We start from the raw sequence: 23,735 nt of genomic DNA on the forward strand, positions 1-23,735 counted from the left end.
ATCCTAGATTGCGTGCCAGCGAGTGCCAGGCCCCTCAACTCGTCAACGCCTTCGGCTCAGGCAGCGCCAATTGCTCGACCCGGTGACAGATGTCCTGCACTTCTGAGGTCTGCGGAAAGGTTGGCGCCTCCTCACTCATGGAGCGCAGTCGGCCGACTACGCGTGCGCTGACGACTTCTCGTGTCATGGACAGAGCGGTGTGCGCTGACCGTACCGCTGAATCTATGTCGCCCAGTCGGAACTGGGAGGTGGCTGCGGTCGTGTGATCGAACAGCAGGCTGCGTTTCGGGCGGTTAGCGCCCGACGCTTCGAGCGAATCCAACGCCTGGCCCAGAGCGTCGATCGTGTAGCGCTCCGCTGCGCGCGGATCGTCGGTCGCACGGGCAAACTCGTTGAAAATCACCGACCTGAGACCAGCATGCTCGCCGGAGGTGAAGAAGACCTCGGTCCAGGGATCGGCGGCCGATGCTTCGACGCCACTCAGCTCGTGCTCGGCTCGCCCCAGCGCATCGTGCATCCGCCGCCGGTTGCCCATCATTGCGTGAGCCCACGCCTCGTTTGTGTACAGCCGGGCGCTCTCGCCGGAATTCGAGGCGTCCTGAGCACTCAGCTGTCCCAGCTGAAACACGCGTAACGCCTCACGCGGTCGGTTCTCTACCAGGCTGACTCGCCCCAGAACATAGTAGATCGAGGCCGAGAGGCTGTCAGCACCCGCAAGGCACGCGTAGGACAGTGCCCATGCGAGAAAGGCCCGCGCGCTATCTTGCGCGCCGATGTCGTGATAAGCCCAGCCGGTCAGCCGTGCGAGGTCTGCCAACGCGACCGCCATCGAGTTCTCAGTTGCTGTGTCCTCGCACATGTGAAGCATGCAGCTGCTCGAGGTCAGCAGCGCCGAGGCCGCGTCCACTATGGCGAAGCCACCGTGCCGCTGATCGAGCCCGCGCAATCCTGCCGTGACACCTCGGACGTACTCGACATCAGCCATCCCGACGTTGCCGAGGGCCGGCCCAGCATGCTTGGGAAACCAGGACTTCAACTCCGATGTCGACCCGACGGTCGCCGCTGCGGCAATCGCGGCAAGAAACTCTCGGCGATCTTCGCCGTCCGCGTATTCCAGGGTAATGACGGCGGATCGCGAGGGGTACGGCATGTCTCTGGAATTGGATACAGCATCCGGGACCACGAGTACGGCATCCGGGACCGGAGCACCGAGTTCGCGTAGTGCAATCGTGTATTCGGGTCCGGGCTGCTTGACCGCTCCGCATTCCCAGCGTGAAACATGCTGCTGCTCACAGGAAAGTCTGAGCCCGAGTTCGGCCCCCTTGTCGTTCAATGCCTGGGCGAATTCGTGCTGATTGAGTCCCAGCGTGAGCCTGCGGTACATGCGCAGGCGGCCACCCCAAGCGGCTGCTCTGGATCCTGCCATGGTTTGCCTCCGGCCCCAGCTTGTGACTGCCGACTCTGCGAAGGTCAGCCCGGCTCCGTGGTGAGCCGAGGGTGACCGCCGTCATAGCAGTGTCCTCCGAGGTACCATCAGATCACAAGCTTGCATTTGAGTGTCGTTCAAATATCGTGCAGTCATACGGAAGATCTGGTGGCGTGGCCTTGTTTGCAATCAATAGGCGATGTTCAATTGAGTGACACATGGTCGACGCATGTTGAGCAGACGGGAGGCTCGTGTCCATCAACGTGGGCGAGGCGATCCTTCGTCGTCACATCGGACGTCGCCTGGCAGAGCTGCGCGAAGGCCGTGGGTTAACCCAGCGGCAAGCAGCTGAAGCTATCCAAAGGGGGATCTCAACTATCTCGCGGATGGAGGACGGTAACCTCGGCGTCCGGTATCGGGATGTAGACGTCCAGCTGATCCTCGACGTGTACAACGTCAGCGGTGAAGAGAGGGAGCGACTGCTCGCCTACACCGCGGCAACCCGAAACGGCCGTACCACCCAGTGGTGGGAGGGCTACTCCCAGGACATGCCCGAATGGTTCAGCATGTATGTGATCCTGGAGGATTCGGCCAGCTCGATCCGCGAGTATGAGTCCGAGCTCATCCCGGGGCTGTTACAGACCCGCGACTACATCGAACAACTCGCTCGCACTCCGGCTGGGCTTCTGGATGACGCCGCCGTGGAGCGAGCGGTCCAGATCCGTCTCGAACGGCAGAGTCTCCTAGCGCGTCCACATGCACCACACCTCGATGCGATCCTCAACGAATCCGTCATTCGACGTCCGGTCGGCACCCCGGAGGTGATGGCCGGTCAGCTCGAGCATCTGCTGGAAGCGTCGAACCAGGGCAACATCACAGTTCGTCTTCTCCCTTACTCTGCTGGCGTTCACGGCGGCATGGGAGCGAGCGCATTTATCCTGCTTGACTTCCCGACCGGTTCCAACGGCGAGCGCCTGGAGCCGCCGATCGCCTACGTCGATACCCTGACGGGCTCCATGTATTTGAACAAGGTTGACGAGTTCCGCAGCTACGAACTTGCTTGGGCAGACCTCGAATCGAAGGCGCTCAGCGAGGAAGAGTCGCGGCGACTCATTGTCTCGGCAATGGAAGGACTTCATCAATGATCACCGGTGTCTGGCGCAAGGCGACCTACAGCAACAACCAGGGCGCCTGCGTCGAGGTCCGCGTCGACACCGGCACGGTGTCGATTCGCGACAGCAAATACCTACAGGACCCAAACAACGATCCTCACGTGCAGCCGGTCATCAGCATCACCACTACGCAGTGGACCAGCATTCTCGATTGGGTCGCCGGGCGGACCTCAATGAAGCCCCAAGCCACGCGGGTAGAGATAGCAACCAACGGCTCGGTTCTGATGAGCACCTCGGACGGTACTGTGACCTTGGCCTACACGGTCGCGGAATGGGAAGCATTCACCGCTGGTGTGCGCGACGGTGAGTTTGATCCGGCAGTCACCCATGCCGCTTGACCGGGCGTGCCGGGTCCTGCGGCGCGCTTCGTAATCTCATCGCTGACATCGTCTCAACCGCACATCCGGGTGACGAAGTTGAGACACAGCAGGTCAAAGTATCTGCCCGGGCCTGGTTCAATTGAGTCCCGGCATAGCAACCCAGGGGCCGCTTTCGATGGTGAGAGAACGCAATGGGTAAAGACGATGATGACGCGGCTCGTGCTGTCGCGCCGTATACGCGCCCGTTCCTGGGCATTTATGACCTGTGGGTTATCCAGTTGTCCAACCGGTTTGCGTGGAGGTGTCCCGCGAAGACGATGCTCGAGCTGTACAACCAGCATCTCGGTGAACGGCATCTTGAGGTTGGCCCGGGGTCAGGCTGGTATTTGGCCAAGGCGACGATGCCTGCGGCCGGAGAGGTCACTCTGGTTGACTTGAACCCGACTCCACTGGCATACACCCGCCGACGGCTGGAATCGCTAGGCCACCGTGTTCATACGGTGTCACACAATGTTCTCGAACCCGTTCCCGCGAGCGTCGGTACCGGGTTCACCTCGGTCGGCATCAACTTCGTCATGCATTGTGTGCCGGGCAGTTTCGCGCAGAAGGGGGTTGCCTTCGCGCATTTGGCCAGAGTACTGGCCGACGAGGGAACGCTGTTCGGGTCGACCATCCTGAATCGGCGGCCGGGCACGTTGTTCGGCCGCACACTGACCTTCGCCTACGGGCGGCTGGGTGCGTTCAACAACACCCGCGACGACCAGGCCGGACTGGAGACCGCACTGCAGGCGGCGTTCAAGCAGGTCACTATCACCGAAGTCGGCGACGTGACGCTATTCACCGCCCGGCGGCCGCGACGCTGAACCCTCCCGCCCGCATCTCATTGTCGGCGCGTGAGGCGGAGCCGAAAACCGCGCGGCTTGAGCGTGATCTGTTCGGCGATATCGAGTGTGTAGGCGGGATCGTGCTCGAAGTCGAAGGCTCTCAGGACATGAGCAAGCGCCAGCGTCACTTCGGCCTGCGCAAATTGCCTGCCAATGCAGGCTCGAGGTCCAGTGCCGAACGGCTTGTAGATGTGGTCGCCGAGCTGGCTTCGGCGCTCGGGTAGCCAGCGATCGGGATCCCATTCCTCGGCATCGTGCCCCCACGCTGACTGGTCGCGGTGGGCCTGGAGTGTCAGCACGAGCACCCAATCCCCGGCTTCGAACCGATAGCGGCCATCACCGATGGTCACCGTGTGCCGGGCTTCGCGGAAATAGCCGGGTGCGACGGGCCATAACCGCAGTGTTTCGTCGATGATGCGGCGAACGGTACGCAGCGCGGCTACGTCGTCGAATCCGATCGCCGGACGGCCGGGGCCTGGGAACCGGCCGTTGAGTTCGGCGCGGGCCTGGGCGGCGACCTCAGGGTGCCGGGCGAGTTCGTACAGAGCGAAAGCGAGTGTGCCAGCGGATGTTTCGTGTCCTGCGACGAGGAAGGTGAGCAGGTTGTTACGGATACTGAGGGGCTCCAGCTGCTCACCACTCTGTGGGTCGAGTACGGTGAGCATCCGGTCGAGCAGGTCACCATGCTTACCGACAGTGCCGCTGGCCTGCCGCGCGGTGATCACCTCGTCAACGACCCGATGGACGTACACGATGTCGCGACGATGCTGCGCGGCTGCTCGCCGACCCAATGTCCGCTGGAGTAGCGGCGGCAAATTCGCGTTCCGGTTGATATAGGTAAGTCCGCGCAACATCGCTGCGACGAACGGGTGCACATCGGTGCGGGCGAACGAATCGAAGGTGTACCCGAATCCAGCCCGACTGATGATTTCGAGGGTTGCCTTGTTCATGTCCTCGGCCACATCGACCCAATCGCCGGACTCTGCGTAGCCGTCCCAGTAGTCGAGCAGCTCGCCGACCACCTGGTTCATGGTGTCGTGGTAACCGCGCATCGCGGAGCGTGTGAACGCGGGGGCGAGAATGTTATGGGCCTTGGCCCAGTTCGGTTCGTGGTTGTATGCGGTGAACAAGCCGTCCCGCGCAACGGGGCGGATTTTCTTGAATAGGACTCCGACATGTTTGCACCAGTCGCGCTCATCGTTGATTTCGGCGATAAGGTCGGTCCCTGAGACTATGATCATTGGCCAGTTGACGATCTTGCGCTGAAAGATTGGTCCCAGCTTCTGCGCGTCGCGCATCGAGGTCTGCGTTGGTTTCACGGGGTTGATCGTCAGCAGGTCACCCAGCAGCGGTAAACGCCAACGCGGGTGTGGCAGAGCAGGATTCGGGTTCTGAGTACCGGGTCTCGCGCTCAATGCCATGGGGGACTCCTATCTAGTCAGGCCGTGCTATCGGTGGGCGACCGTGGTGGTGATTCGACGCGCGTGCGGCCATGCCTCGGCAAGGGCAAGTAGCTGCTGCAGTTCCGCGGTCAGATTCCGGACGCCTAGCTGAGCGGGCGGCCGAGGATCGCCGACTTTAGTAACGGGTGCGTGACCGGCCGTTTTGGCGTCGATCGCCGCGGCAACGTGCCGTGCGTAGCCGTCTGGATCCTGTGCGAACGAATCGAATTCGACATCGGCGTCGGTGTAGCGGCGCAAGTGCTGCAGGCTGTCGCGGATCTCGACTGTCATCCGGTGCAACCGGGTCGCCGGTTCGACCCGGCCGTGCCGATCGCGAGGCAGCTCCAGCACGATCTCGGGCACAGCGGCGGTCAGATCGCGCCACACCGGACGCAGGCGGCGGCAGTAGCGCCCGGTGCGGTCCCAGCCGGTGATAGTCAGCACGGTGCTGATCAGAGGCACCGCGACGACACAGCCCGCCCCCGCAGCCGCCCCGAAAAAGGTCCAGGCTTTCATGCGCATCTCCGGATCTCGTGACGGCTCGTCGTTGAGCACCTCGATAGCGGTGATCAACGGAGAGGCCATGGCATCCAGCCCGATAGCCGCCGCAATGCCGAAAACCCCCAGATATAGGGTGCGCTCGCGCCACGTCGTGGTTGCGTCTGCGGTCCGGATCTCATGGATGCTGATGCGGCCCACCAGCATGGCGGTGGCGCCGATCGGCCCATAGAAGGCAACCCATGCGACCACTGCGGGCCAACCCATCGCCTGGTCGATCAGTTGATTCGATCGCCGCGCCGGCGTTCCCGCGATCAACACCACAACACTTGCCGCTACCGTGATCGCGTCGTACACCCTCTGCCGACGACCGGTCTGATCGGGATCCGCCCCGCCCCACAGCCGGGCGATTCCGTAGATCGGCCCGACCGTTAGCAAGATGCAACCGAAAGACAGCTGCCGGGCGATGTTCACCACGTCGGCATCGTCGAATGGCAGCAATTGCGTGAGCAACCGCTCCATCGAGCTCTCCCGCAGGAGCAGACCTAAGAGCGCCGCAGCGAGTGCGCGGTTGATGAGCCGATCGACGTGGTCGTCGTTGAGCAGCCACCAGCGGCCCACGGTGATCAGGGAAAGGAGCCCCAGCACCGGCCAGGCGATAACGCCCGGGATCGGCGAAGTCATTGTCGCCGAGCCCGGCCGCGGAAGAAGGTCGACCGGAAGCGAGACGGAGTGCGCCGGGGAAGAGTGGCCTCAACCATCACCATGTCGGCCCATGTTTCGGCGTCGCGTTCGCGATCGCTACCGTAGTCCTGTCTGCGCAAGACGCTGCGGATCGTTTCAAGCGACAATGACGGCATCAGCATGTGCAACGGCAGGTCCGTTGCACCGGTGGGGGCTTCGCTGGCTCCGGATCCGTGCCCGAGCAGCATGTGCCCGATCTCGTGCGCGATGATGTGATCGGCATGCCACTGGGTGGCGGCACCGTACAGGATCACGTCGTCCTCGTCGCGAGCGATCCACAGGCCGCTACCTGTTCCGCAGCCGGTGCCCGACAGAGCGCTGGCATCGATCGGATACACCGCGATTGGACGCCTGCGGTACTCGGCAACCCGACGGATGTATTCGGCGGTGTCCCACGGATACGGGATCGGGATCGCACGAGCCAGTTCCTCGAATCGCGCGCTCAGATCAATGCCCATATCGCCCTCCCCTACCGGGTCACGTGGCGGCTGCGGATGCACTCTCCGCGTTGTTGATCATGCTCCCTACCTGCACATTCTAGGTCGCCCTGCCTGTTTCACCCGATCTATCGTCCGCTAACCGTGAGAACTGACCGGCGAGTTCATCAATGTCGATCTCCTCGCCACGCAGCGCCAGGTGACGGACACCGGCGTCCCGCGCGGCCGCCAGCAGCCGCAGCTCCCGATCGATGCCCGCCGCGACGGCGTTGTCGCCGCCCAGGTACGCCGCGGGCACCTGAAAATGCTGGGCAAGAGCGGCAAGCAGAGCTGGATCCACCGGGCTGCCGTCGCGCTCACCCGCGCGCAGGGCGGTGATCTGACCGCCCGATACCTCCCGGCCCAACTTTTTGCTGATCGAGAGCGCCACGGCGTCCACCGATTGCTCGGGATCGGTGCGGGTGTGGAATGTGGCGAACAGCTGGTTCACACGGGCGCTGAGAGGCTGGGAGCCGACGTCACTAGTCATTTTCGCCTCCTCGCTGTCGTGACTGCTGGTACCTCAGTTCGAACTTTTCGCGAAGCTCCTTACCCACACCGGCGGCTTCTCGCCCACCCAGCAACCACCGGCGGTACCAGCGCTCCTCGGCGTCTGGGTCGTCGCGGTCAACCGGTGCGGCCAGCGCCTCGGCTAGTGCGATCTCCAGGCCGGCGTGCGTGGTTCCCCGACTGCGATTGATCTCCAGCATATCGGTGGCCCATGCGCCGATGATGGAGCTGATCTCGCGGTCGAGTCGGCGAGCAAACTGTTGGATATCGGCGGCGGATAGGGATTCCCCACTGTCGGCCGCTGCATTGAGTTCGCGCTGTAGGCCCGTCAGAGCCAAGACGCGATCCAGAGGAACCCCCACCACCTCGTGCCCCGCGCGCAACGGGGCGGGTGCCAACCGTGGTGTGTCGGTTGAAGCCGGTTGCTCGGCGCTCCAGTACGCGCGCGCTGCCGACCCCGGCTCCCAGCGCAACGCGGTGTCGAACTTGGCGAATGTCTTCGGCTGCGGGGATCGCAGTCCACGAGCCTCGGCCTTGACGATGGTCGGAACGGCTGGCCCGTCTGCAGCGCTGACCGCCTGAATGGTCATGCCCAACTGATTGCGGCGGGCTTTGATAACCGTCGCAAAGAACTCGGGATGCCCGGAGCTCACCATAGACCATAGCGTAACTACAATTGAGGACAAATGCAGCACTAGGGGCCGCTAACACTGCAAATCGGTCCACAATGAAGCAATATATTAGTAAGAACGATTGCCAGCGGAGTGTGGAGTGACTACCCTTCGGAGTGATACACCTCACAATCCAGCGACCCCGATACAAGCTCGACGGAGACGAGAGGCACGACGATGTCAGGAGACCGAGCGGCCGGGAGCAACGAGGATCCGGACCTCGTCCCGACGGGCGGCGCCCGGGGCGCGGTTCGCCATCCTGGTGGTCACCGCGTCCGGTCGAAAGAGGGCTGGGTTCTCATCGAGACGATGACCGGCGAGCCGTCGGTGATTCTCGAGGATGGCCGGGTGCGGAAATTCGGTCACACCAACAGGACTCGCATCGCGGGCAGCGCCAACGTCGCTGCCCAGCTCGATGAGGTCCTGCGTCAGGTGCGCGGGGCGGCGCACCCCGTTCGGAGACAGATCCGGCTCGCATCCAGTCTGCCACTGCAAATCGTCGGGGTTCCCGTCGTCGGACCCTACGATCAGGTGTACGCCATTCAGCTCTGGGTTGGCCGCGCCGATGCTGCGATGCCGCCCAGGCTACCGATCGGCACATTGTCGCTCAATCCACGCACCGGCATCGCGCACGGCTGTGAAATCAGTCGAAAGACCGAAAATCCCGAAATCACCGGCACGAGCGTTCTGCCGCGCCTGTTGACGCAACTGGACGGCTGCGACGATCGCGCCGGGCTGCTGGGGTTGATGTCCGCACCGGTCGGTCGGCGGTGGATCGGCACCGCGACAAGCGTCGGTCCGATACGTCGCCATCTGTGCATCGCGGCACGATGCTGTGCCTCAGCCGCCGGCCCGATCGTGCGAATCATCGTGTGTGACATCACCGAAGTGCAACCCCCGGCGCCGATGTCACTCGACATCGGAGTTCTGCGCAAGATGCCGGTCCCTGCTGGCCACGCTGCGGGCCTGGTAGACCTGCGATCTGGCCTCGTGCACGAGTGGATCGCGCTGGGACCGCCGCCGCTGGATCGCTGGCTAACCGAGATCCCGCAGATTTACCCCGACGACGCCGCCGAGCTACAACGTTGCCGCAACGCCCTGATCGGCGGAGCAACCTCCGAAATGTGTTTGTTCCGAGTCCGATTCGGTGACGACAAGCCGTGGAGTCGTGTTGAGGCCCATTGGGTCGCTGTTCCATGCGACGACGCGCCCCAAGCATTGCTCGACGTGACCCTGCATGAGCCCGGGTAACGGCTGGACCCACTAGGCCAGCCACCTGACAAGTGAATTGCGCCCTCTTCGTAGGGTTTCCCGGCGTCAGCTGGAGGCGACGCCGGATGTAGCCGCCGAATGATCGATGCCTGGTTCAGCCAGCAACGGTCCGGCCGACCGATCTGTTCGACGACACGAGTGCGATTCGCGGTCGTCGTCTACGCCGGTCGCATCCGACGGAGTCGCTGCAGCGTCCGCTCACCAGCGGCTCCGACAAGCCAATCGGACAGAGGAGCCCGCGATGACCATCGACCCGCGCCCCGACATCAATCCCAAACCCACCAAGCATCTTCCGAGTCGAGTGGTCCACAACACGCCGTCGCAGAGCACCCACGAAGACCAACCTGCCACGACCGCCGAGCGCTGCCCATCACCGGCGCGATTGCCACGTCGACGTCCGGCAACCCCGAATCAGGACACCGCGGTACCTGCGCTTGCGCCCAAGCGCCAACCTGAGCTGCTGGGTTGGGTTCTCGCCGAAACATTGGCCGACAATGCCGAGGCAGTCGTGGTCGCTGAAGGTGAAAAGCTCAAATCCCTTGGGATGCTTCACCGCACACGGATCGCGCAGAGCAGGCGGGCATCGACGGCGATGCCGCCACTCGTGCATCAATGCCTCATCACAAAGAAACGTCAGTATCGCGAGATCCCAGGCACCCACCCGTTGACCGTCCACGTCGTTCCCGCTGTTGGCCCATCAGGCACGGTTCATGCCGTCCAACTCTGGACCGGCACGCCGGTCCAGAACCCGCCCCTGCGGGCACCCGTCGGCACAGTCGAGTGGGACGCCGCAACCGGTGTTGCTGAACTCAACACGGCGCTGGAACGACAGTTGGGGATCCCCACGCAGTTGTCCCGACCTCAGTACACATTGCCGGATCTTCTGAGTCACATCGACGGGTTCGACGACTTTCTCGGCTTCCTCGATCTGTTCGATCGGGTATCAACAGTCGATCGATGGGTTGGGACAGTGACGACTCGGGGCCGATTCAGCATGATCCGCCGCCATCTGCGCATCGTGGCCCGAGTCCGTGTCGAGTCCGGTAAGCGTCGCGTGCGCGCCATCGTCCACGACATCACGACCCTGCAGCCACCGCCGCCGCCGCACGTCGACTCGGTCACGCTCGCGGGCTACCCGGGATTGTCGACCCACGCAATCGCCCGCATCGATCTCGGCACCTGCCTGATCAATCGATGGCTCTGCCTCGGTCCCGGAACCCTTGAGCCATGGGCACACCAGAATCCGGAGATCGATGACTACAGCACAGCCGACATCGCACGATGCTGCGCCGAGTTGCACCGTGGCGCGACCACCGCCGCAGCGGATCTTCGAATCCGCTTCGCGGAGTCGAACATTTGGATACCTATTCACGCCGAATGGACCGCACTTCCCGGAGCCCACCGACCGCAGGCCGTCGTCATCCTCGTGCCAGGTGAGCCGCGACCATGATCGCCCTACGGCCTCACCTGTCAATTGAACACGTCCATCGGATGCGGCCAATCGCGCCACTCCTCGCGCCCGAAATTGTAGCCAGATGGTGCGTTGCAGTTGCAATACCGCCTGGTCTACAATTGCGTTGCGCCCCTGTTCAGAGGGTTTCCCGGTGATCGCTGGCAGCGAATCCGGATGTAGCGCCGTCGATCAGCGGTTTTCTTCCCGACGGTTCCCGATCTTGATGACTACGGCACGTTCGCCGTCTCGGATCGAGTCTACCCGCTACCTCCGGCGGCCCACCGGCTGATGGTCAGCCTTACTACGCCCGTCGGATGCCCCTGTGAGGTGTTCCCATGGCGCAAGTCCAGCAAGACCCGGCTTCGATCCGCGAACAGCAGATTGCTATGTCCGCGCTCGCTCACACGGTCCGCGGAGATTTCAAAGCCGTGACCGCTCTCGTAGACATGATCCAGGACCCCGACGAAGGGGTACGCCCCGCCTTCGTCATCGTCACCTTGCTGGCCGAGTTCAAGAAGGGCATAGACCAGCACGACGCGGAGGAGCTGGCACTCTGGTTTTCCCACGAGGCCCAAGCCCTCGCCGCGCAGGCCGATCTCACCTGACCTGGCCGCGATATGGAATCCACCCAAGGCCGCCACGGTGGTCGCGGACGAATTCTGCGAATCCACCAGGTCTCGGCCCGAACCGGACACAGCCCCGACCGCATTCGCCATCTTCGCGTCAAAGGCCACGAACTCTACGACCGGGCCTGGAAAGCGGGCGGTGCCCGAAATTCTCCTCTGCTCTTTGACGAAGCCGACGTCGACGAGTGGGTGGCGTGCAAGAAGACGCCACTCGAACAGGACAGCCAATGAGTAGCGACGCGAAAGGCATCGCCTTACCACTGACCTGGTCCGCCAACCAATCCGCGACTCCGGCGGATACCGATCTACCGATACGACTTCCGATGCCGGAACTAATTGGCGACATCGACGCCCAGACTGATCAATTCCACTACAGCGTCGCGTCGGTCGGCGTCAACGGCCGCCTCAGTGACCGCAGGCCAGTCGGAGTCTTGAACTGGGGACCGGAGTCGAGGTTGGCAATCGAGGTCGTCGGACGAACCATTGTCATCAGAGAGCACCAGCGCGGCGACCGCCGCCTAACAGGTCGAGGACATCTACTTCTACCGGCAGGTTGCCGCCATCGCTGCCAGATCGAACCGGGCGAGCAAGTTCTTGTCGCAACGTCAGTGCAACGCACACTTCTTCTTGTTTATCCGATACGGCTTATCGAGCAGGCGTTATCACCGTTGCATGAGCAAGCGACAGGTGGTGCCCGATGACAACCGCCACCGAGATCGAGGCCGCCAGGCTGTTGCTTGCGAAACTCGGACTCACGCCGCAGCAACTCGTCGAAGCCACCCCGCCGGTCCACGTCCCGACCTTCAACACCTATATACAGGCGATCATCGCCACGATGCCGCCGACCACGCTCCGCGTCTACGGCCCCTACCTGCGACGCATCGAGGAGGCATGGAGTGCGCGTCTCATCACCGAGCCAACCCCTACCGAGCTGCGACAACTCGCCGAACAGACCAAACAGCAGGCTATCGTTCGTCGCAACTCGCGCGGTGGGCGTAGCGCAGTCGAGAGTCTCATCGCCGCCGCCCGGTATCTCTACCGGCACGCTGAAGAAGACGGTTACATCCGCCCCGCTGACAACCCGGCGCGAAAGGTACCCAAACCCCGGAGGCTGGCCAGCACCAGGCGGGCGATACCCCACCAGCAACTCGCCGAAATCGTGCACGTCGCGGCGACCACCGGAAACGACCCGTACCTGGATGCCATGCTGCTTCGCCTTCATATCGAAACCGCCTGTCGGCGAGCTGGCGCTCTTGCCTTAAGGCCGATGGACCTCGATCCACAACAATGCCTCGTTTTTCTACGCGAGAAGGGCGAAACAGTCCGTTGGCAACCAGTGTCGTACCCGCTCATGCATGCCATGCTCAACCACATTGCGGAACGACACGGTGACAACCCCGTCGAATCCGAACCGTTGTTCCGTCAACGCGACGGCCGAGTGGTCACGCGGCGACGCTACGACTCCCTATGGAATCGGATCGGTGCTCGCCTCGAATGGGTCCGGCGCCAGCAGATCAGCACCCACTGGCTCCGCCACACGACCCTGACCTGGGTCGAGCGCAACTTCGGCTACGCCGTCGCCCGTGCCTACGCCGGACACACCGAACCAGACAGCCGTACCGGACAAACAGCCACCTACATCCGCGCCAGCGTCCAAGAGGTCGCCGAAGCGCTGTCCGCTATGACCGGAATCCCACATCCGCTCACCGGCTGATCAGTCGGAGGCAATCACGTCCCCAGGGAGACCCGTTCGAAGCCAACCGATAAATCGCCACCGGGGCAGGTTAAACCGAACCGGCTAGCTGTACGAGTTTCCCCCCAGTCCGACAACTCAAGCGCGCCTGGCAAATCGCTCATCGCAGAGATTGGTCAGAGGAGGGTTGCGGGCTATCTGAAGTCCGGGAAACGGGTCAAGATCATGGCCGCGGCCATGGCCGACTCGGCGACCGTATGGAAGTCGTCGCAGATGTCCGTGCTGGCGTGCTCGTCCAACCAGGGCTCCGACATTTGGACGATCGCGTTCCGCAGCGCTGCGGCCTCGGTCGGGTGGCCGTTGGCGAGCACCACGGCTGCGGTGGCGACGCGGATATCGAGCGAGTGTTTGAACTGCGGGTCGACGGCAAGGACCGCGCGGACAGCAACTGCGGATCGACCCACCGCTGCTCCAGCGCGGCCACCGAGAACGCCCCCGGATCCCACGCCCAGATATCACCATCGAGAAAGCAGCCGTATCCCGCACGCTCGGCAAGCTCTGGATCGTGCTGGCGCGCCAGCTCTCCGGCATCCCACCGGCGAGCGGGACCGGGCCCGAGGTCGTGCGCTCGGCCGCCGCCAAATCCCACAGCCCGGCCGAGGACTCCACACCACCGGGAAAACGACAACCCACACCAACAATCGCAATAGGATCACTATTCGAAGCAGACACAACAACTCCTCGGATACGCAGGGCTCGGTGATATGAGGATTGCAAAAGGGATCGAAGGAAATTCGAGGCCGCTACTCGGCGATACTCGTCACGTAGGACAAGCGATAAACCGGTGCCATGGTGACCGCAGGGGGCTGCCCCACCATCTCGAGCCCGTCCGTGGCAATGAAATGCAGATGTCTACCCCGGTAATCGACGGTGATACGCCCGTCTGATATGTCGTCTGGCTCGACCAGCATGGTTTGGCGCACTCCTGCCGGCGCGTCGGTCAAAACGATCAGTATCCGATCGGGCATATGATCAATTTTTGGCAATAGGGGATCGTCGACAGCTTCCATCACTACCTCCGTAGAATGTAACACCTATCGAGCGCGTATCGCAGACTCGACTGAGGCGTAGAGCGTATTACCGCGACCATGGAATGGCCCGCGAAATGGTTTTCCAGCGGGACAGGCGCGGGATCCGAGAGCAAATGCTCTGCTCTAATACTCGGGTAAATAGCTTCCCGTGTCGAGCGGTCAATTCGGGCGGTACCGTACCGGTCACCCGGACGTCGCAGACAGGTCACGGACCGCGAAGTCCCGGCAATCCGGCTGCTGGGCGGTCTCTATCACCGTAAATGCCGAACGTCGACAGACCAGCGCGAGCTCAGCTACACCGTGCTCGCCGAAAGGTAACGAATCGGCTACATCGGCGAGCCCGCAATCTGGGCGTGTTGCTCACCTCGTCGACGTGCGTCTCGCGGCGTGGCGGTGGACGCGTGGCCGATAGGGTTGCGGTGTATGGATGAGCGATCAGCCCTGATGATGTAGCGATATCCACGTTGTGGATGGCGAAATGCCAGCTGCCGGTTGGCCACTCGGCCTCTGCGTGAGGTTCTGTCGACTTGTGCGATCGGGTGCGTTCACGCGGACACGCTCGGATGTGCCGGCATGACACGCCCGGAGTGGTCGGCCTGTAGCGACTTGTCGGCACATGACATCAGCAAAGGTGCTCGCCGCCCAATCCGTCGTTCGAATGCGCCGCTTCGCGCAGCCCACCGGATTTCAGCGAACATTTCGCAATCAAGCTTGTTGTGAATGCGGTTGCACTATGGCCGGTAAGCACGCATTATGAGTTTATGAGTGCTGAGCTGGCATTTCTGCTCCGCAGCGGGGCACTGCAGATTGTCGGGTCGTTCGAGACTATTTGAATCTTTCGGCGCGCTGTGCCTAAGTTTTCAGGCTTATGTGGTGGCGCGTGCCCAATGTCTTCGCCGTGGTTTGGATTATGACTATCGACCGAAGTTCTGTCCGAAATATCCATTCCGGTGAGCCGGATTCTGTTACGGCGGTGTTGTCGGGCGGCCCGCCGGGGCTTGCCCGGATTGTGCCGATTTCGGACGAGGCGGCCGTGTCCGGCCGTCTCATGGCGAGGCTGCCGATAATTGTTCGCTGTTTCTAGGAGGATGTTGTGAGAAGTTCTGTCCTTATCCAGTTCCCGGGGCTGGGTGGTTACGCTCCGGGGATCCTCGCTCGGCTGGTCGCGGACTCACCGCGCCTGGGCGCGGTCTTGTCCGAGGTCGACGCTGTCGCCGCCGGATATGGGTTCGGTCCGGTATCGGGGCCGTTGACCGATCCCGATGGTCCGCCGATCGAGGACCTCGCCCAGACGCCGACACTGTTGCACTTGGCGTCGTTCGCCTCGTCCTATCTGCTCTACCAGGCGTTGCATGACAAAGGGATCGACGGTGACGTGCTGTTGGGGCACAGCACCGGTGAGCTCACCGCTCTGGCTGCCGCAGGGGCGCTATCGGTGCCGGACACGGCGCGGGTGTTGTGCGAGCGGGAGGTTGCCCTCGCCGAGGCCGGCATCGGCGGTGGCCTGGTCGCGGTGCGCGTCGGCGCACGGCATGCGGAGTATCTGTGCGGCGCGGCCGGTGGCTGGTCGCTGCTGGTATCGCTGTCGAACTCGCCCGAACAGACGGTGGTTTCGGGCTGCGCCCAGGATCTCCCGCGCTTCGAGGCGGTAGCTCAGGCTGCGGGGGTGCAGGCGACTCGGTTGCTTGTGCGCTATCCGCATCACAATCCGGTGTTGCAGACGGCTGCGCGGCGGGTGACCGCGGCGGTGGCGGCATATCAGATGCACGATCCCGCGGCGCGGGTGTATTCACCGATCCTGGGGCGCTGGGTAACGGGCGCCGCGGACGTGCGTCGTATTGTCGAACGGCATCTGATCGATCCGGTGGACTATCTGCGGGCCCTGCGCACCCTCTACGACGGTTTCGCTGTGCGGGAGTTCATCGAGGTCGGCGTCCGTCCGGTGCTGACCGAGTCGGCCCGCGAGAGCCTGCCCACCGGCGCCACATTCGTGGGCCCACCGCCGAACGCGTGTGACGCGCAAGAGATCCTGAACGTTCTGGCAAGTACCGGCGAGCCAGAGGTTGCGGCACGGGTCGCGTCGGCGTCGGCGTCTGCGGTCGCCGAGACCAGCGGCGAGCCGGGACCGGGGGCCACGACGGACGCGCGGTCACTACCCGACCGCGACACGCTGCTGGCCCGGCTGCGGACGATGTTCGCCGAAACACTGGGCTATCCCGAAGATGTATTCACCGATGACGCCCATCTGGAAGCGGATCTCGGGATCGCATCGGTGAAGAAGACCGAGCTGCTGGTGCGACTGCTCGACGAGTACCAGTTGCCGACACCGCCGGCCCGGCTGCGCATGCGCGACTACACCACCCTGCCGAAACTGGCCGCACTCATGGAGACACTCGCAGTGGACGGGGCGAAGCCGTGAACACCACTTCGACACCGGCGCGGGGCACGGTGGCGATCGTCGGCATCGGCCTGGTCGCCCCGGGCGTCAATGATCCACCACAATTGTGGCAGGTGCTGCACGGTCAGACGAGCACGCTGTGCCAACCCGAACACTTCGATGTGAGCCGATGGTTCGACCCCGACCGGTCGGCACCGGACAAGACCTACGTGCGCACCGCGGGATTCCTGCACTCGTTCACCCCACATCCGCGGCTGGCACGCGAGCAAAGCCTCGGCTACTGGGAGGGAGCCGACCGCACGACGCTGCTGCTGCGCCACAGCCTGCTGCAGGCCATGGACGGTGTCATCGTCGGCCCGGATGACCGCCTCGGCGCGTATGTCGGTGCACAGCCGGGCGGACTAGGGCTCGAAGACGCGATCCTGCTCGCCACCGCGGCCCACCCTCGCCTATCGCCGACCCTCGAGCAGTTACGCGCCCGGTACCCGCACGCACCCGCCCGCCCGTCCGACGCCTTCCCGGACCGGCTGCTGCGGGCAGCGTGCCGGGATCTGCTGCCCGAGGGCAGCGACCTGCTCGTGGTCGACACCGCCTGCTCCTCGTCGTTGTATGCCGTCGATCTCGGCGTCAAGAGCCTATTGGCCGGTGAACGCGATGTCGTGTTCTGCGGCGGCGCCAACACCGGGTCACGGCGCGACCTGGTGCTGTTCGCGAAGCTGCAGGGCCTCTCGGCCACCGGTGAGATCCGCGCGTTCGACCGCGACGCGACCGGGGTGCTGTTCTCCGACGCGGCCGCGGTCCTCGCGCTGAAGATGCTCGACCGCGCACTCGCCGACGGCGACGAAATCCACGGCCTGGTGGGCGGATTCGGCGGATCAAGCGACGGTGAGGGCAGCGTGATGGCCTCCTCGCCGCGGGGACAGCGTCTGGCGATCGACCGCGCCCGCGCCGTCTGCGCTGTCGAGGCCGGCGCGGTCGATTGGATCGTCGCGCACGGTACCGGCACCCCGGTCGGTGACGACGTGGAACTCGAAACACTCACCGGTGCAGCAGGACCCGGCGGTGTGTGGTGCACGTCGAACAAGCCGCTGATCGGGCACGGCGCGTGGGCGGCCGGGGCGATCAATGTGGTACATGCGGTACTGGCGATGCGGCACGGCGAAATCCCTGCCCAACGCTACTTCACCGTGCTGCCCGACAGTGTGCATGCGGACCGGATCAGGATTCCGCTGGAACCGGTGCCGTGGCCGGTGAGTGCGGGCCGCCGCCGGGTTGCCGGGGTCTGCGCGTACGGTTTCGGGGGAACCAACGCACATCTGCTGGTGCAGGCCGCGGACCCGGGAGTCGATGCGCCGCGCATGGCAGCACCGACCCACAGTGCGCACCAGGATGATCCGATGGTGCTGGTCGGCCACGCGGTGCACGTCCCCGGCGGCATGACGCACGACGCGATCGCCGGGTGGCTGGGTGGTGAACTGCCCGCGCCGCCACGGTCGTTCGGCGAGCAGTACCCGCTGCCGCCGTTGCGCGAGTTGCGGATGCCGCCGGTCAGCGCGCGCAGCGTCGACCGGACCCATCTGATGGCGCTCGCCGCCGTGGCGAACCTCGTGACCGAATACGGCTCGATGTGGGAGCACCTGCGCGAACGCAGCGGGGTGTTCACCGCGCACACCGGCCCGACCCGCTGCATGACCGACTACACCATTCGGGTCGGCGCGGACGATCTGCACGCGGCCGTCGCGACACCGCCCTCCGGGGATGTCGCGTGGCTCGACGAGGGTCTCGCCGCGCTGCGGCAGCGGCTGCCCGAAGCCAACGACCGGAGCATGACCGGGCAGCTCACCAACATCATCTCCGCGATGGTGGTGAACCGGTACCGGCTCAACGGGTCGGCGATGAACATCGACTGCGGCCGATCCTCGACGCAGGGTGCGTTGCATGCCGCCGAGCGATACCTGCGCTCCCAGGAATTGGACTTCGCGCTGGTGATCGGCCTGCACGGCAACAGCACCCCGCTGCTGGCCGAACTCAGCGGGACCCCGGTAGACCAGATCGCCGAGGCCGCCGTGGTGCTGGCGCTGACCCGACGCTCGGTCGCCGAGCGGCACGGCTGGTCCTTCGACGCCGTCATCCGCAGCGACGCCGCCCGCACCGGACGGCACGCGGGTATTCCCGGTGTCGTCGGCCGATGCTACTTCGGCGCCGACGGGGCCCTCGGCGTGCTGCGAGCCCTGCACCGCGCAGGCACCGGCCCGATCGTGCTGCAGAACCTGGATCCCGCACCGCGGGTAGAGATCCAGCCGACGCACCCGCCCGCGGAGCCACTCGCACCGGCACCCGGTCGCCGCCACGGAGTGCGCCGCGCGGCGCCGCCCAGCGGCACCGATACCCCGCCGCAAGCGAATCATCCTGTCCCCGTGACGGATTCGACCATCAATAGCGAGACAATGTCACCACGCATCGGGTCGCCCTCGCCGGTACGGGACCGCTCGGTGGTCGTGCTTCGCCGCGTGGACGTGGAGCGCGGCACGGAGCCGAGGGCGGCAATCACATCCGGGACGCTCGTCCTGACCCACAGCGCCGACCTCGCATACCAGCTCGATGCCCTTGCCGTAGAGACCGATTCGCGAGTCGTGTGCACCGACCCGGAAACCGCCGGAAACGACCGGATCATCGTGGTCGGTGGCGCCGGGACACGGGCGGCGGTCGACGCCGTGCGAGCAGCGATACCCGGCGGAGTCGAGCATGTGCTGATCGTGGCCTCGGCCCGCGTCCCGCAGGCCGACTGGCCCGCCCCACCGTCACCCGAGCTGCTCGCCATGCAGGAATACGCGCTCGCAGCGGCCGCGGCCTTCGGCGACCGACCCGGCCCTGCCGCCTCGGTCACCGCGCTGCTACTGGATCCATTGCGACTCAGTGTTGTTCACCCACATCTGACGATGATCACCGGATTCCTGCGCGGCCTCGCGCACGAACTGCCCTGCCCCGTCTACGGGGTGGTCACCGATGCCGCACTCACCGCCGGGATCGAGCAGCTGAGCCGCGAATCCGCCGCTGTGCGCGACGCCACGATCGTGTACTACCGGCAGGGGCTGCGGTATCTCGAACAACTCTGTAGCGCACCACTTCCCGACACACGCCGGGCGGGCCCGTTGCCGTGGACGGATCGGCCGGTGATCGTCGCCACCGGCGGGGCAAGGGGTGCCACTGCGGTGGTGGTGACCGCCCTGGCACGACGTGTGCACCCAGTGCTGTGGCTGCTGGGTACCACACCACCCGACGCGGCGCCTGCCGATCTGCTCGCCGCTGCCGACGGCGAACTCAGGGCCAAGCGCACGGAGTACCTGTCGCGGGAGCGCACCCGCGATCCCGCTGTCAGTGTCGCCATCCTGAACCAGCGATTCGACGCGATGGTTCGTGCCCGCGAGATCCATCACACCCTGCGCCGACTGGAGCAACTGTGCGGCACCGACAACGTCCACTACCTTGTCTGCGACCTGCGCGAGCGGGAACAGGTGACGCGGGCGGCGAAGTCCGTGCACGCCAAGCACGGTCGCGTCGATCTGCTCATCCACGGCGCGGGGCGGATCCGATCCGCCGCGGTCGCCGACAAATCCCTCGCCCATTTCCGGGAGGTCCGCGACATCAAGGTGGCGGGCTACCATCATCTGAAAGAAGCGTTCGCCGACCCCGCTCCGGCGCTGTGGTGCAATTTCGGTTCCGGCAACGCCATGCGCGGCTGCGCCGGTGATACCGACTACGTTGCCGCCAACGAATACCTGTGCGCGGCAGCGCGATACGGTGACGGCACCGAATTCACCCCGGCATGGGGATTGTGGACCGAGACCGGAATGGTCTGCGGCATCGCCGACGAGCTGAGCCGCGAACACGGATTCACCGGCATCAGCAACACCGACGGCGCGGATCTGCTGCTGGCCGAACTCGCCCTACCGCGACCACTGGACGTGGTCCCGTTCTACGGGGTCACCGACTCCTGGACCCGGCCACCGGGTCCAGTCGGCCCGCTGCTCGGCGACCCGGACACCGTGGATCATGTCGCGGGAACGTGGACGTGGCGGCCCGACCCGGTGCGCGACAGCTACCTGACCGAACATCTCATCGACCGGCGACCGGTGTTGCCTGCGGCGATGATGCTGGCGATGGCCGCCGACGCGGCCCTGCGGCTCCATCCTGGAACGCAGGTCACCGCGTTGACCGGTACACGGATCGAGGCCCCGCTCTACACCGACGTTCGGGCGGCAGGGTGCCGGATCACCGCCGAAACCAGCGCAGGCGGCGAGGTCCGCGTCGAGCTGCGTTCGGACGTACTCGCCTCGGATGGTCGGATTCTGGCCTGCGACCGGCTGCACTGCCGGGTCGATGTCCATGTCGGAAACCAGGCACCGTCACCACCGGCTCCACCCGCGCGGGAGATGACCGCGCTCGCCGGCGATCCGGCGGTGCGGCCGGATACCTGCGCCCAGCTGTCCGGGGTCTGGCGGACCATCCACCACCCCGCCGCCGACGCGGCGGGCGCGGCGGCGCTCTGCCTGCCGCAACCGCAACCGCATACCGTTTTCGCGCGACTGCCGATCCCGGCACTGCTGCTGGACTCCGCCTTCCGGCTCTTCGGGTACCCACCGCAACCTGATGGCACCCACATCATGGCGGTCCCCAGCGCCTGCGACCGAATCGACCTCTACACCGCCGACACCGATGTCGTGTTGGCCCAACGATATCCAGCCGGCATCCCCCTGTCCTACGACAGCGCACAACAGCGGGCCGTCGCCGCGACCGACGACGGTGCGACCCTGCTCACCGTCACCGGCCTGACGATCCACACCGTGGACTCCCTCCCCGCGCACATCCCCTACCAGGAATGGCAACCATGACACTGACAGCCGACCTCGACGCCACGACCGCAACCGGCCGAGAACCGACGCGGCCGTGGTTCACCATCGAGCACCGTGTCACCGCCGGCGACACCAGTGCCGTTGGCCCCGTCTACTACGCCCGCCTGATCGACTGGCAGGGCCAATGCCGAGAACGCTGCGGACAATTCGGCGCCCCAATCTTCAGCAGCGACATCTCCGGCGACTACATCATGCTCACCCAATCCTGCTCCTGTGAGTACCTCGCCGAACTCTGGTTCGGCGACCTCGTCGCCATCCGGCTCACCGTTCTGTGGGTCCGAATGACCCTGATGAAAGCTGAATTCCGCTACCACCGCATCACCGCCCCCGGTGCACCCGACGGCGACCTCGTCGCCCGAGGCGAACAGATGTGGGCCAGCGCCCGCCTGGCCGGCGACCACTACGAACCCTGCCCATGGCCCCGCGAACTCGCCGACTGCGCAGCCGCGTTCGGCGCCGACCTCAGCCGAGCCCAGATCGACGATTCATCGAATCAACCCGCACCGGAAAGGATTCCCCGATGACCACCATCAATCATGGCACCGATTTACCAGGGCACCCGGGCACTGACACACCGCCTCCTTCATTACCCCTCGTCCCGATCACCGCGCGGTCCGCCTGGGCCGCACAACTGATGACCATCGCCCTCAGCGGTTGGATCGATGATCCCGGCAAGAAATCCCGAGACGCCGGTGAAATCACCCGCGCCGCCTACCCGGTGCTGCCCAAACCACTACGCCTGCTGTTTCCCGACCCCTATGCCGACGGCTGGACCGGCGAAACCGTATTCGTGAACTCACCGCGGATCGCCCACGAGATGTACAACCTGCCGCCCGGTCACCTCGACCACGAGGCATGGAAGAAGGCCCATACCCTGCTGCTGGGCTCGCAGAGCCCCTTCGTCCTGCGTGAACCCGACCACACCAGAGTGCGCCGGGCACTCGCCACCGAACTCACACCGCCCCGCATCGAAACCTATCGCCAGCGCAGCGTCGAACGACTCGACGCCATGATCGACCAACTGCCCCTGGACACGCCCGTCTCGCTGCACGACTTCTACACCCGCTTCACCCAGGACGTGATCCTGCGCGTCGTATTCGGCTGGGACGACTGCCGCGACCTCGACGAACTGGCCGAGTTTCTTTACCGCGCGAGCCGCCATTACGCCACCCGCAAGATCGGCGGCCTGCTCGCGTACCAGCTCAACGCCCGGATCAAAATGCGCCCACGCGCCAACCGGGACGTGGCCGACCGTGACGACGTGCCCCTGCGGATCCTGTACAAGGCCTACCGGCTACGCAAACACGCCGACGAGCTCCTCTACCGCAAGATCGCCGAACTGCGCGCCCGCCCCAACGACAGCATCGCGACCCGGCTCATCGAACGCGGCGCACGGGAGGACCCACCCTGGACCGACAAGCGTCTGCGCGACATCATCGCCACCCTCACCGTCGCCGGGCACGACACCTCGGTCCTCGGCTACGCCTGGGCTACCCAGTACCTGCTGCACAACCCCGAACCACGCGCCACAGTCACCGCCGAGGCCCGCGCAGCCATCACCGACCGCTACGCCCAAGCGTGCAACACCGAGGCATTGCGCATGCAGGCCCCGGTCCTCGCGGCCTTGCCCTCCCCGTTGCGACAAGACATCGTCCTGGGCGGCTACCGAATTCGCAAAGGAACCCTGCTCTTCCTGCCGGCAACCGCACTGCACTACAACACGGACCTCTACCCCGAACCCGAGACATACCGCCCCGAACGGTGGTTCGAAACCAAACCCGAACGCTACGGATTCATCCCATTCGGAGCCGGACCACACCGCTGCCCGGGCAGCACCTTCTACCTCACCGAAGCAGCCATCGTCACCCACCGCGTCTTCGGCCGCCTCGACCTGGAACCCCGCCGACGCCGCGTCGACCCGGCACGCTTCATCTTCGCCACGGTCAGCCGCCCGAAAAGCGGGACCGACGTCATCATCCGGCACCGCCGACCCGCCGCGGAAGTGCCCTGGTACCGACCAGGGCACGCCGAAGGGCTCACACCCCTCAAACAAGCACTACTCCCTCCCGACCCCGGCGCCGACGAACCAGCCCGCTGCCCCTATCCCACCCCGGCACCAACCGCCTGAGCCACCCCCGGCCTCGAA

20 protein-coding genes are annotated in these 23,735 nt (G+C 64.8%); 12 read left to right on the forward strand and 8 right to left on the reverse strand.

Annotated elements, in window-relative coordinates; translation table 11 throughout:
- Nucleotides 1-34 precede the first annotated feature (34 nt).
- Nucleotides 35-1,426: an NsdA family TPR-like regulatory protein gene (locus NN4_RS21900; RefSeq protein ID WP_147134453.1), complete on the reverse strand. Its 1,392-nt coding sequence runs from the start codon at nt 1,424-1,426 to the stop codon at nt 35-37.
- 251 nt (nt 1,427-1,677) lie between these two features.
- On the opposite strand from NN4_RS21900, the gene NN4_RS21905 reads away from it, so the two are divergent.
- From NN4_RS21905 to NN4_RS21915, 3 genes are all read left to right on the forward strand, one after another.
- Entirely contained in the window at nt 1,678-2,571 is an 894-nt protein-coding gene (locus NN4_RS21905; protein ID WP_147134457.1) for a helix-turn-helix domain-containing protein, read from the forward strand.
- Nucleotides 2,568-2,936, forward strand: coding sequence for a DUF397 domain-containing protein (locus tag NN4_RS21910; RefSeq protein WP_147134460.1), 369 nt, complete (start codon nt 2,568-2,570; stop codon nt 2,934-2,936). The genes NN4_RS21905 and NN4_RS21910 overlap by 4 nt, the downstream gene beginning before the upstream one ends.
- Nucleotides 2,937-3,235: 299 nt before the next feature.
- Nucleotides 3,236-3,781, forward strand: coding sequence for a class I SAM-dependent methyltransferase (locus NN4_RS21915; RefSeq protein ID WP_281289389.1), 546 nt, complete (start codon nt 3,236-3,238; stop codon nt 3,779-3,781).
- Nucleotides 3,782-3,798: 17 nt separating this feature from the next.
- On the opposite strand, the gene NN4_RS21920 is transcribed toward NN4_RS21915, so the two are convergent.
- The 5 genes from NN4_RS21920 to NN4_RS21940 all read right to left on the reverse strand — a co-directional run bounded on the left by NN4_RS21920 (nt 3,799) and on the right by NN4_RS21940 (nt 8,128).
- Entirely contained in the window at nt 3,799-5,223 is a 1,425-nt protein-coding gene (locus NN4_RS21920) for a cytochrome P450 (protein WP_147134466.1), read from the reverse strand.
- Nucleotides 5,224-5,250: 27 nt separating this feature from the next.
- Nucleotides 5,251-6,426, reverse strand: coding sequence for an MAB_1171c family putative transporter (locus tag NN4_RS21925; RefSeq protein WP_147134469.1), 1,176 nt, complete (start codon nt 6,424-6,426; stop codon nt 5,251-5,253).
- Nucleotides 6,423-6,944 carry a hypothetical protein gene (locus NN4_RS21930; RefSeq protein WP_147134472.1) on the reverse strand — a complete coding sequence of 174 codons (522 nt, stop codon included), beginning with the start codon at nt 6,942-6,944 and terminating at the stop codon, nt 6,423-6,425. The genes NN4_RS21925 and NN4_RS21930 overlap by 4 nt, the downstream gene beginning before the upstream one ends.
- Nucleotides 6,945-7,023: 79 nt before the next feature.
- Nucleotides 7,024-7,452, reverse strand: a complete 429-nt coding sequence (locus NN4_RS21935; RefSeq protein ID WP_147134475.1) for a hypothetical protein — start codon at nt 7,450-7,452, stop codon at nt 7,024-7,026.
- Nucleotides 7,445-8,128: a helix-turn-helix domain-containing protein gene (locus NN4_RS21940; RefSeq protein ID WP_246181007.1), complete on the reverse strand. Its 684-nt coding sequence runs from the start codon at nt 8,126-8,128 to the stop codon at nt 7,445-7,447. Before NN4_RS21940 ends, NN4_RS21935 begins: the two co-directional genes overlap by 8 nt.
- 192 nt (nt 8,129-8,320) lie before the next feature.
- On the opposite strand from NN4_RS21940, the gene NN4_RS21945 reads away from it, so the two are divergent.
- The 5 genes from NN4_RS21945 to NN4_RS21965 all read left to right on the forward strand — a co-directional run bounded on the left by NN4_RS21945 (nt 8,321) and on the right by NN4_RS21965 (nt 13,208).
- Nucleotides 8,321-9,394 carry a GAF domain-containing protein gene (locus tag NN4_RS21945; protein ID WP_281289390.1) on the forward strand — a complete coding sequence of 358 codons (1,074 nt, stop codon included), beginning with the start codon at nt 8,321-8,323 and terminating at the stop codon, nt 9,392-9,394.
- A 262-nt stretch (nt 9,395-9,656) separates the two neighbouring features.
- Nucleotides 9,657-10,865 carry a GAF domain-containing protein gene (locus NN4_RS47190; RefSeq protein WP_186818556.1) on the forward strand — a complete coding sequence of 403 codons (1,209 nt, stop codon included), beginning with the start codon at nt 9,657-9,659 and terminating at the stop codon, nt 10,863-10,865.
- A gap of 338 nt (nt 10,866-11,203) precedes the next feature.
- Nucleotides 11,204-11,473, forward strand: coding sequence for a hypothetical protein (locus NN4_RS21955; RefSeq protein WP_147134483.1), 270 nt, complete (start codon nt 11,204-11,206; stop codon nt 11,471-11,473).
- A 248-nt stretch (nt 11,474-11,721) separates the two neighbouring features.
- On the forward strand, nt 11,722-12,195 hold the full coding sequence (locus NN4_RS21960) for a hypothetical protein (RefSeq protein ID WP_147134486.1): 474 nt from the start codon (nt 11,722-11,724) through the stop codon (nt 12,193-12,195).
- Nucleotides 12,192-13,208, forward strand: a complete 1,017-nt coding sequence (locus NN4_RS21965; protein WP_147134489.1) for a tyrosine-type recombinase/integrase — start codon at nt 12,192-12,194, stop codon at nt 13,206-13,208. Before NN4_RS21960 ends, NN4_RS21965 begins: the two co-directional genes overlap by 4 nt.
- A gap of 173 nt (nt 13,209-13,381) precedes the next feature.
- Here NN4_RS21965 and NN4_RS21970 read toward each other — a convergent pair whose 3' ends face one another.
- Both NN4_RS21970 and NN4_RS21975 read right to left on the reverse strand, forming a co-directional pair.
- Nucleotides 13,382-13,651 (reverse strand): hypothetical protein, encoded by a 270-nt coding sequence (locus NN4_RS21970; RefSeq protein ID WP_147134492.1) that lies wholly within the window; start codon nt 13,649-13,651, stop codon nt 13,382-13,384.
- A gap of 339 nt (nt 13,652-13,990) precedes the next feature.
- On the reverse strand, nt 13,991-14,257 hold the full coding sequence (locus NN4_RS21975) for a hypothetical protein (protein WP_147134495.1): 267 nt from the start codon (nt 14,255-14,257) through the stop codon (nt 13,991-13,993).
- Nucleotides 14,258-15,371: 1,114 nt separating this feature from the next.
- Between NN4_RS21975 and NN4_RS21980 the strand changes: the two genes are divergently transcribed.
- The 4 genes from NN4_RS21980 to NN4_RS21995 are packed head-to-tail and all read left to right on the forward strand — an operon-like array spanning nt 15,372 to nt 23,717.
- Nucleotides 15,372-16,697, forward strand: coding sequence for an acyltransferase domain-containing protein (locus tag NN4_RS21980; RefSeq protein WP_147134498.1), 1,326 nt, complete (start codon nt 15,372-15,374; stop codon nt 16,695-16,697).
- Nucleotides 16,694-21,568, forward strand: a complete 4,875-nt coding sequence (locus NN4_RS21985; protein ID WP_147134502.1) for an SDR family NAD(P)-dependent oxidoreductase — start codon at nt 16,694-16,696, stop codon at nt 21,566-21,568. Before NN4_RS21980 ends, NN4_RS21985 begins: the two co-directional genes overlap by 4 nt.
- Nucleotides 21,565-22,113, forward strand: coding sequence for an acyl-CoA thioesterase (locus NN4_RS21990; protein WP_147134505.1), 549 nt, complete (start codon nt 21,565-21,567; stop codon nt 22,111-22,113). Before NN4_RS21985 ends, NN4_RS21990 begins: the two co-directional genes overlap by 4 nt.
- On the forward strand, nt 22,110-23,717 hold the full coding sequence (locus tag NN4_RS21995; RefSeq protein ID WP_186818557.1) for a cytochrome P450: 1,608 nt from the start codon (nt 22,110-22,112) through the stop codon (nt 23,715-23,717). The genes NN4_RS21990 and NN4_RS21995 overlap by 4 nt, the downstream gene beginning before the upstream one ends.
- Nucleotides 23,718-23,735 lie beyond the last annotated feature (18 nt).

It is taken from the genome of Nocardia ninae NBRC 108245 (genome assembly GCF_007990755.1).
GTDB classification, from domain to species: domain Bacteria; phylum Actinomycetota; class Actinomycetes; order Mycobacteriales; family Mycobacteriaceae; genus Nocardia; species Nocardia ninae.

Coding starts and splice junctions, on each gene's coding strand:
- NN4_RS21930 (WP_147134472.1), bottom strand. CDS start 6,944: ATGGGCATTGATCTGAGCGCGCGATTCGAGGAACTGGCTCGTGCGATC.
- NN4_RS21995 (WP_186818557.1), top strand. CDS start 22,110: ATGACCACCATCAATCATGGCACCGATTTACCAGGGCACCCGGGCACT.
- NN4_RS47190 (WP_186818556.1), top strand. CDS start 9,657: ATGACCATCGACCCGCGCCCCGACATCAATCCCAAACCCACCAAGCAT.
- NN4_RS21920 (WP_147134466.1), bottom strand. CDS start 5,223: ATGGCATTGAGCGCGAGACCCGGTACTCAGAACCCGAATCCTGCTCTG.
- NN4_RS21990 (WP_147134505.1), top strand. CDS start 21,565: ATGACACTGACAGCCGACCTCGACGCCACGACCGCAACCGGCCGAGAA.
- NN4_RS21935 (WP_147134475.1), bottom strand. CDS start 7,452: ATGACTAGTGACGTCGGCTCCCAGCCTCTCAGCGCCCGTGTGAACCAG.
- NN4_RS21945 (WP_281289390.1), top strand. CDS start 8,321: ATGTCAGGAGACCGAGCGGCCGGGAGCAACGAGGATCCGGACCTCGTC.
- NN4_RS21925 (WP_147134469.1), bottom strand. CDS start 6,426: ATGACTTCGCCGATCCCGGGCGTTATCGCCTGGCCGGTGCTGGGGCTC.
- NN4_RS21960 (WP_147134486.1), top strand. CDS start 11,722: ATGAGTAGCGACGCGAAAGGCATCGCCTTACCACTGACCTGGTCCGCC.
- NN4_RS21915 (WP_281289389.1), top strand. CDS start 3,236: ATGCTCGAGCTGTACAACCAGCATCTCGGTGAACGGCATCTTGAGGTT.
- NN4_RS21955 (WP_147134483.1), top strand. CDS start 11,204: ATGGCGCAAGTCCAGCAAGACCCGGCTTCGATCCGCGAACAGCAGATT.
- NN4_RS21940 (WP_246181007.1), bottom strand. CDS start 8,128: ATGGTGAGCTCCGGGCATCCCGAGTTCTTTGCGACGGTTATCAAAGCC.
- NN4_RS21900 (WP_147134453.1), bottom strand. CDS start 1,426: ATGGCAGGATCCAGAGCAGCCGCTTGGGGTGGCCGCCTGCGCATGTAC.
- NN4_RS21975 (WP_147134495.1), bottom strand. CDS start 14,257: ATGGAAGCTGTCGACGATCCCCTATTGCCAAAAATTGATCATATGCCC.
- NN4_RS21965 (WP_147134489.1), top strand. CDS start 12,192: ATGACAACCGCCACCGAGATCGAGGCCGCCAGGCTGTTGCTTGCGAAA.
- NN4_RS21910 (WP_147134460.1), top strand. CDS start 2,568: ATGATCACCGGTGTCTGGCGCAAGGCGACCTACAGCAACAACCAGGGC.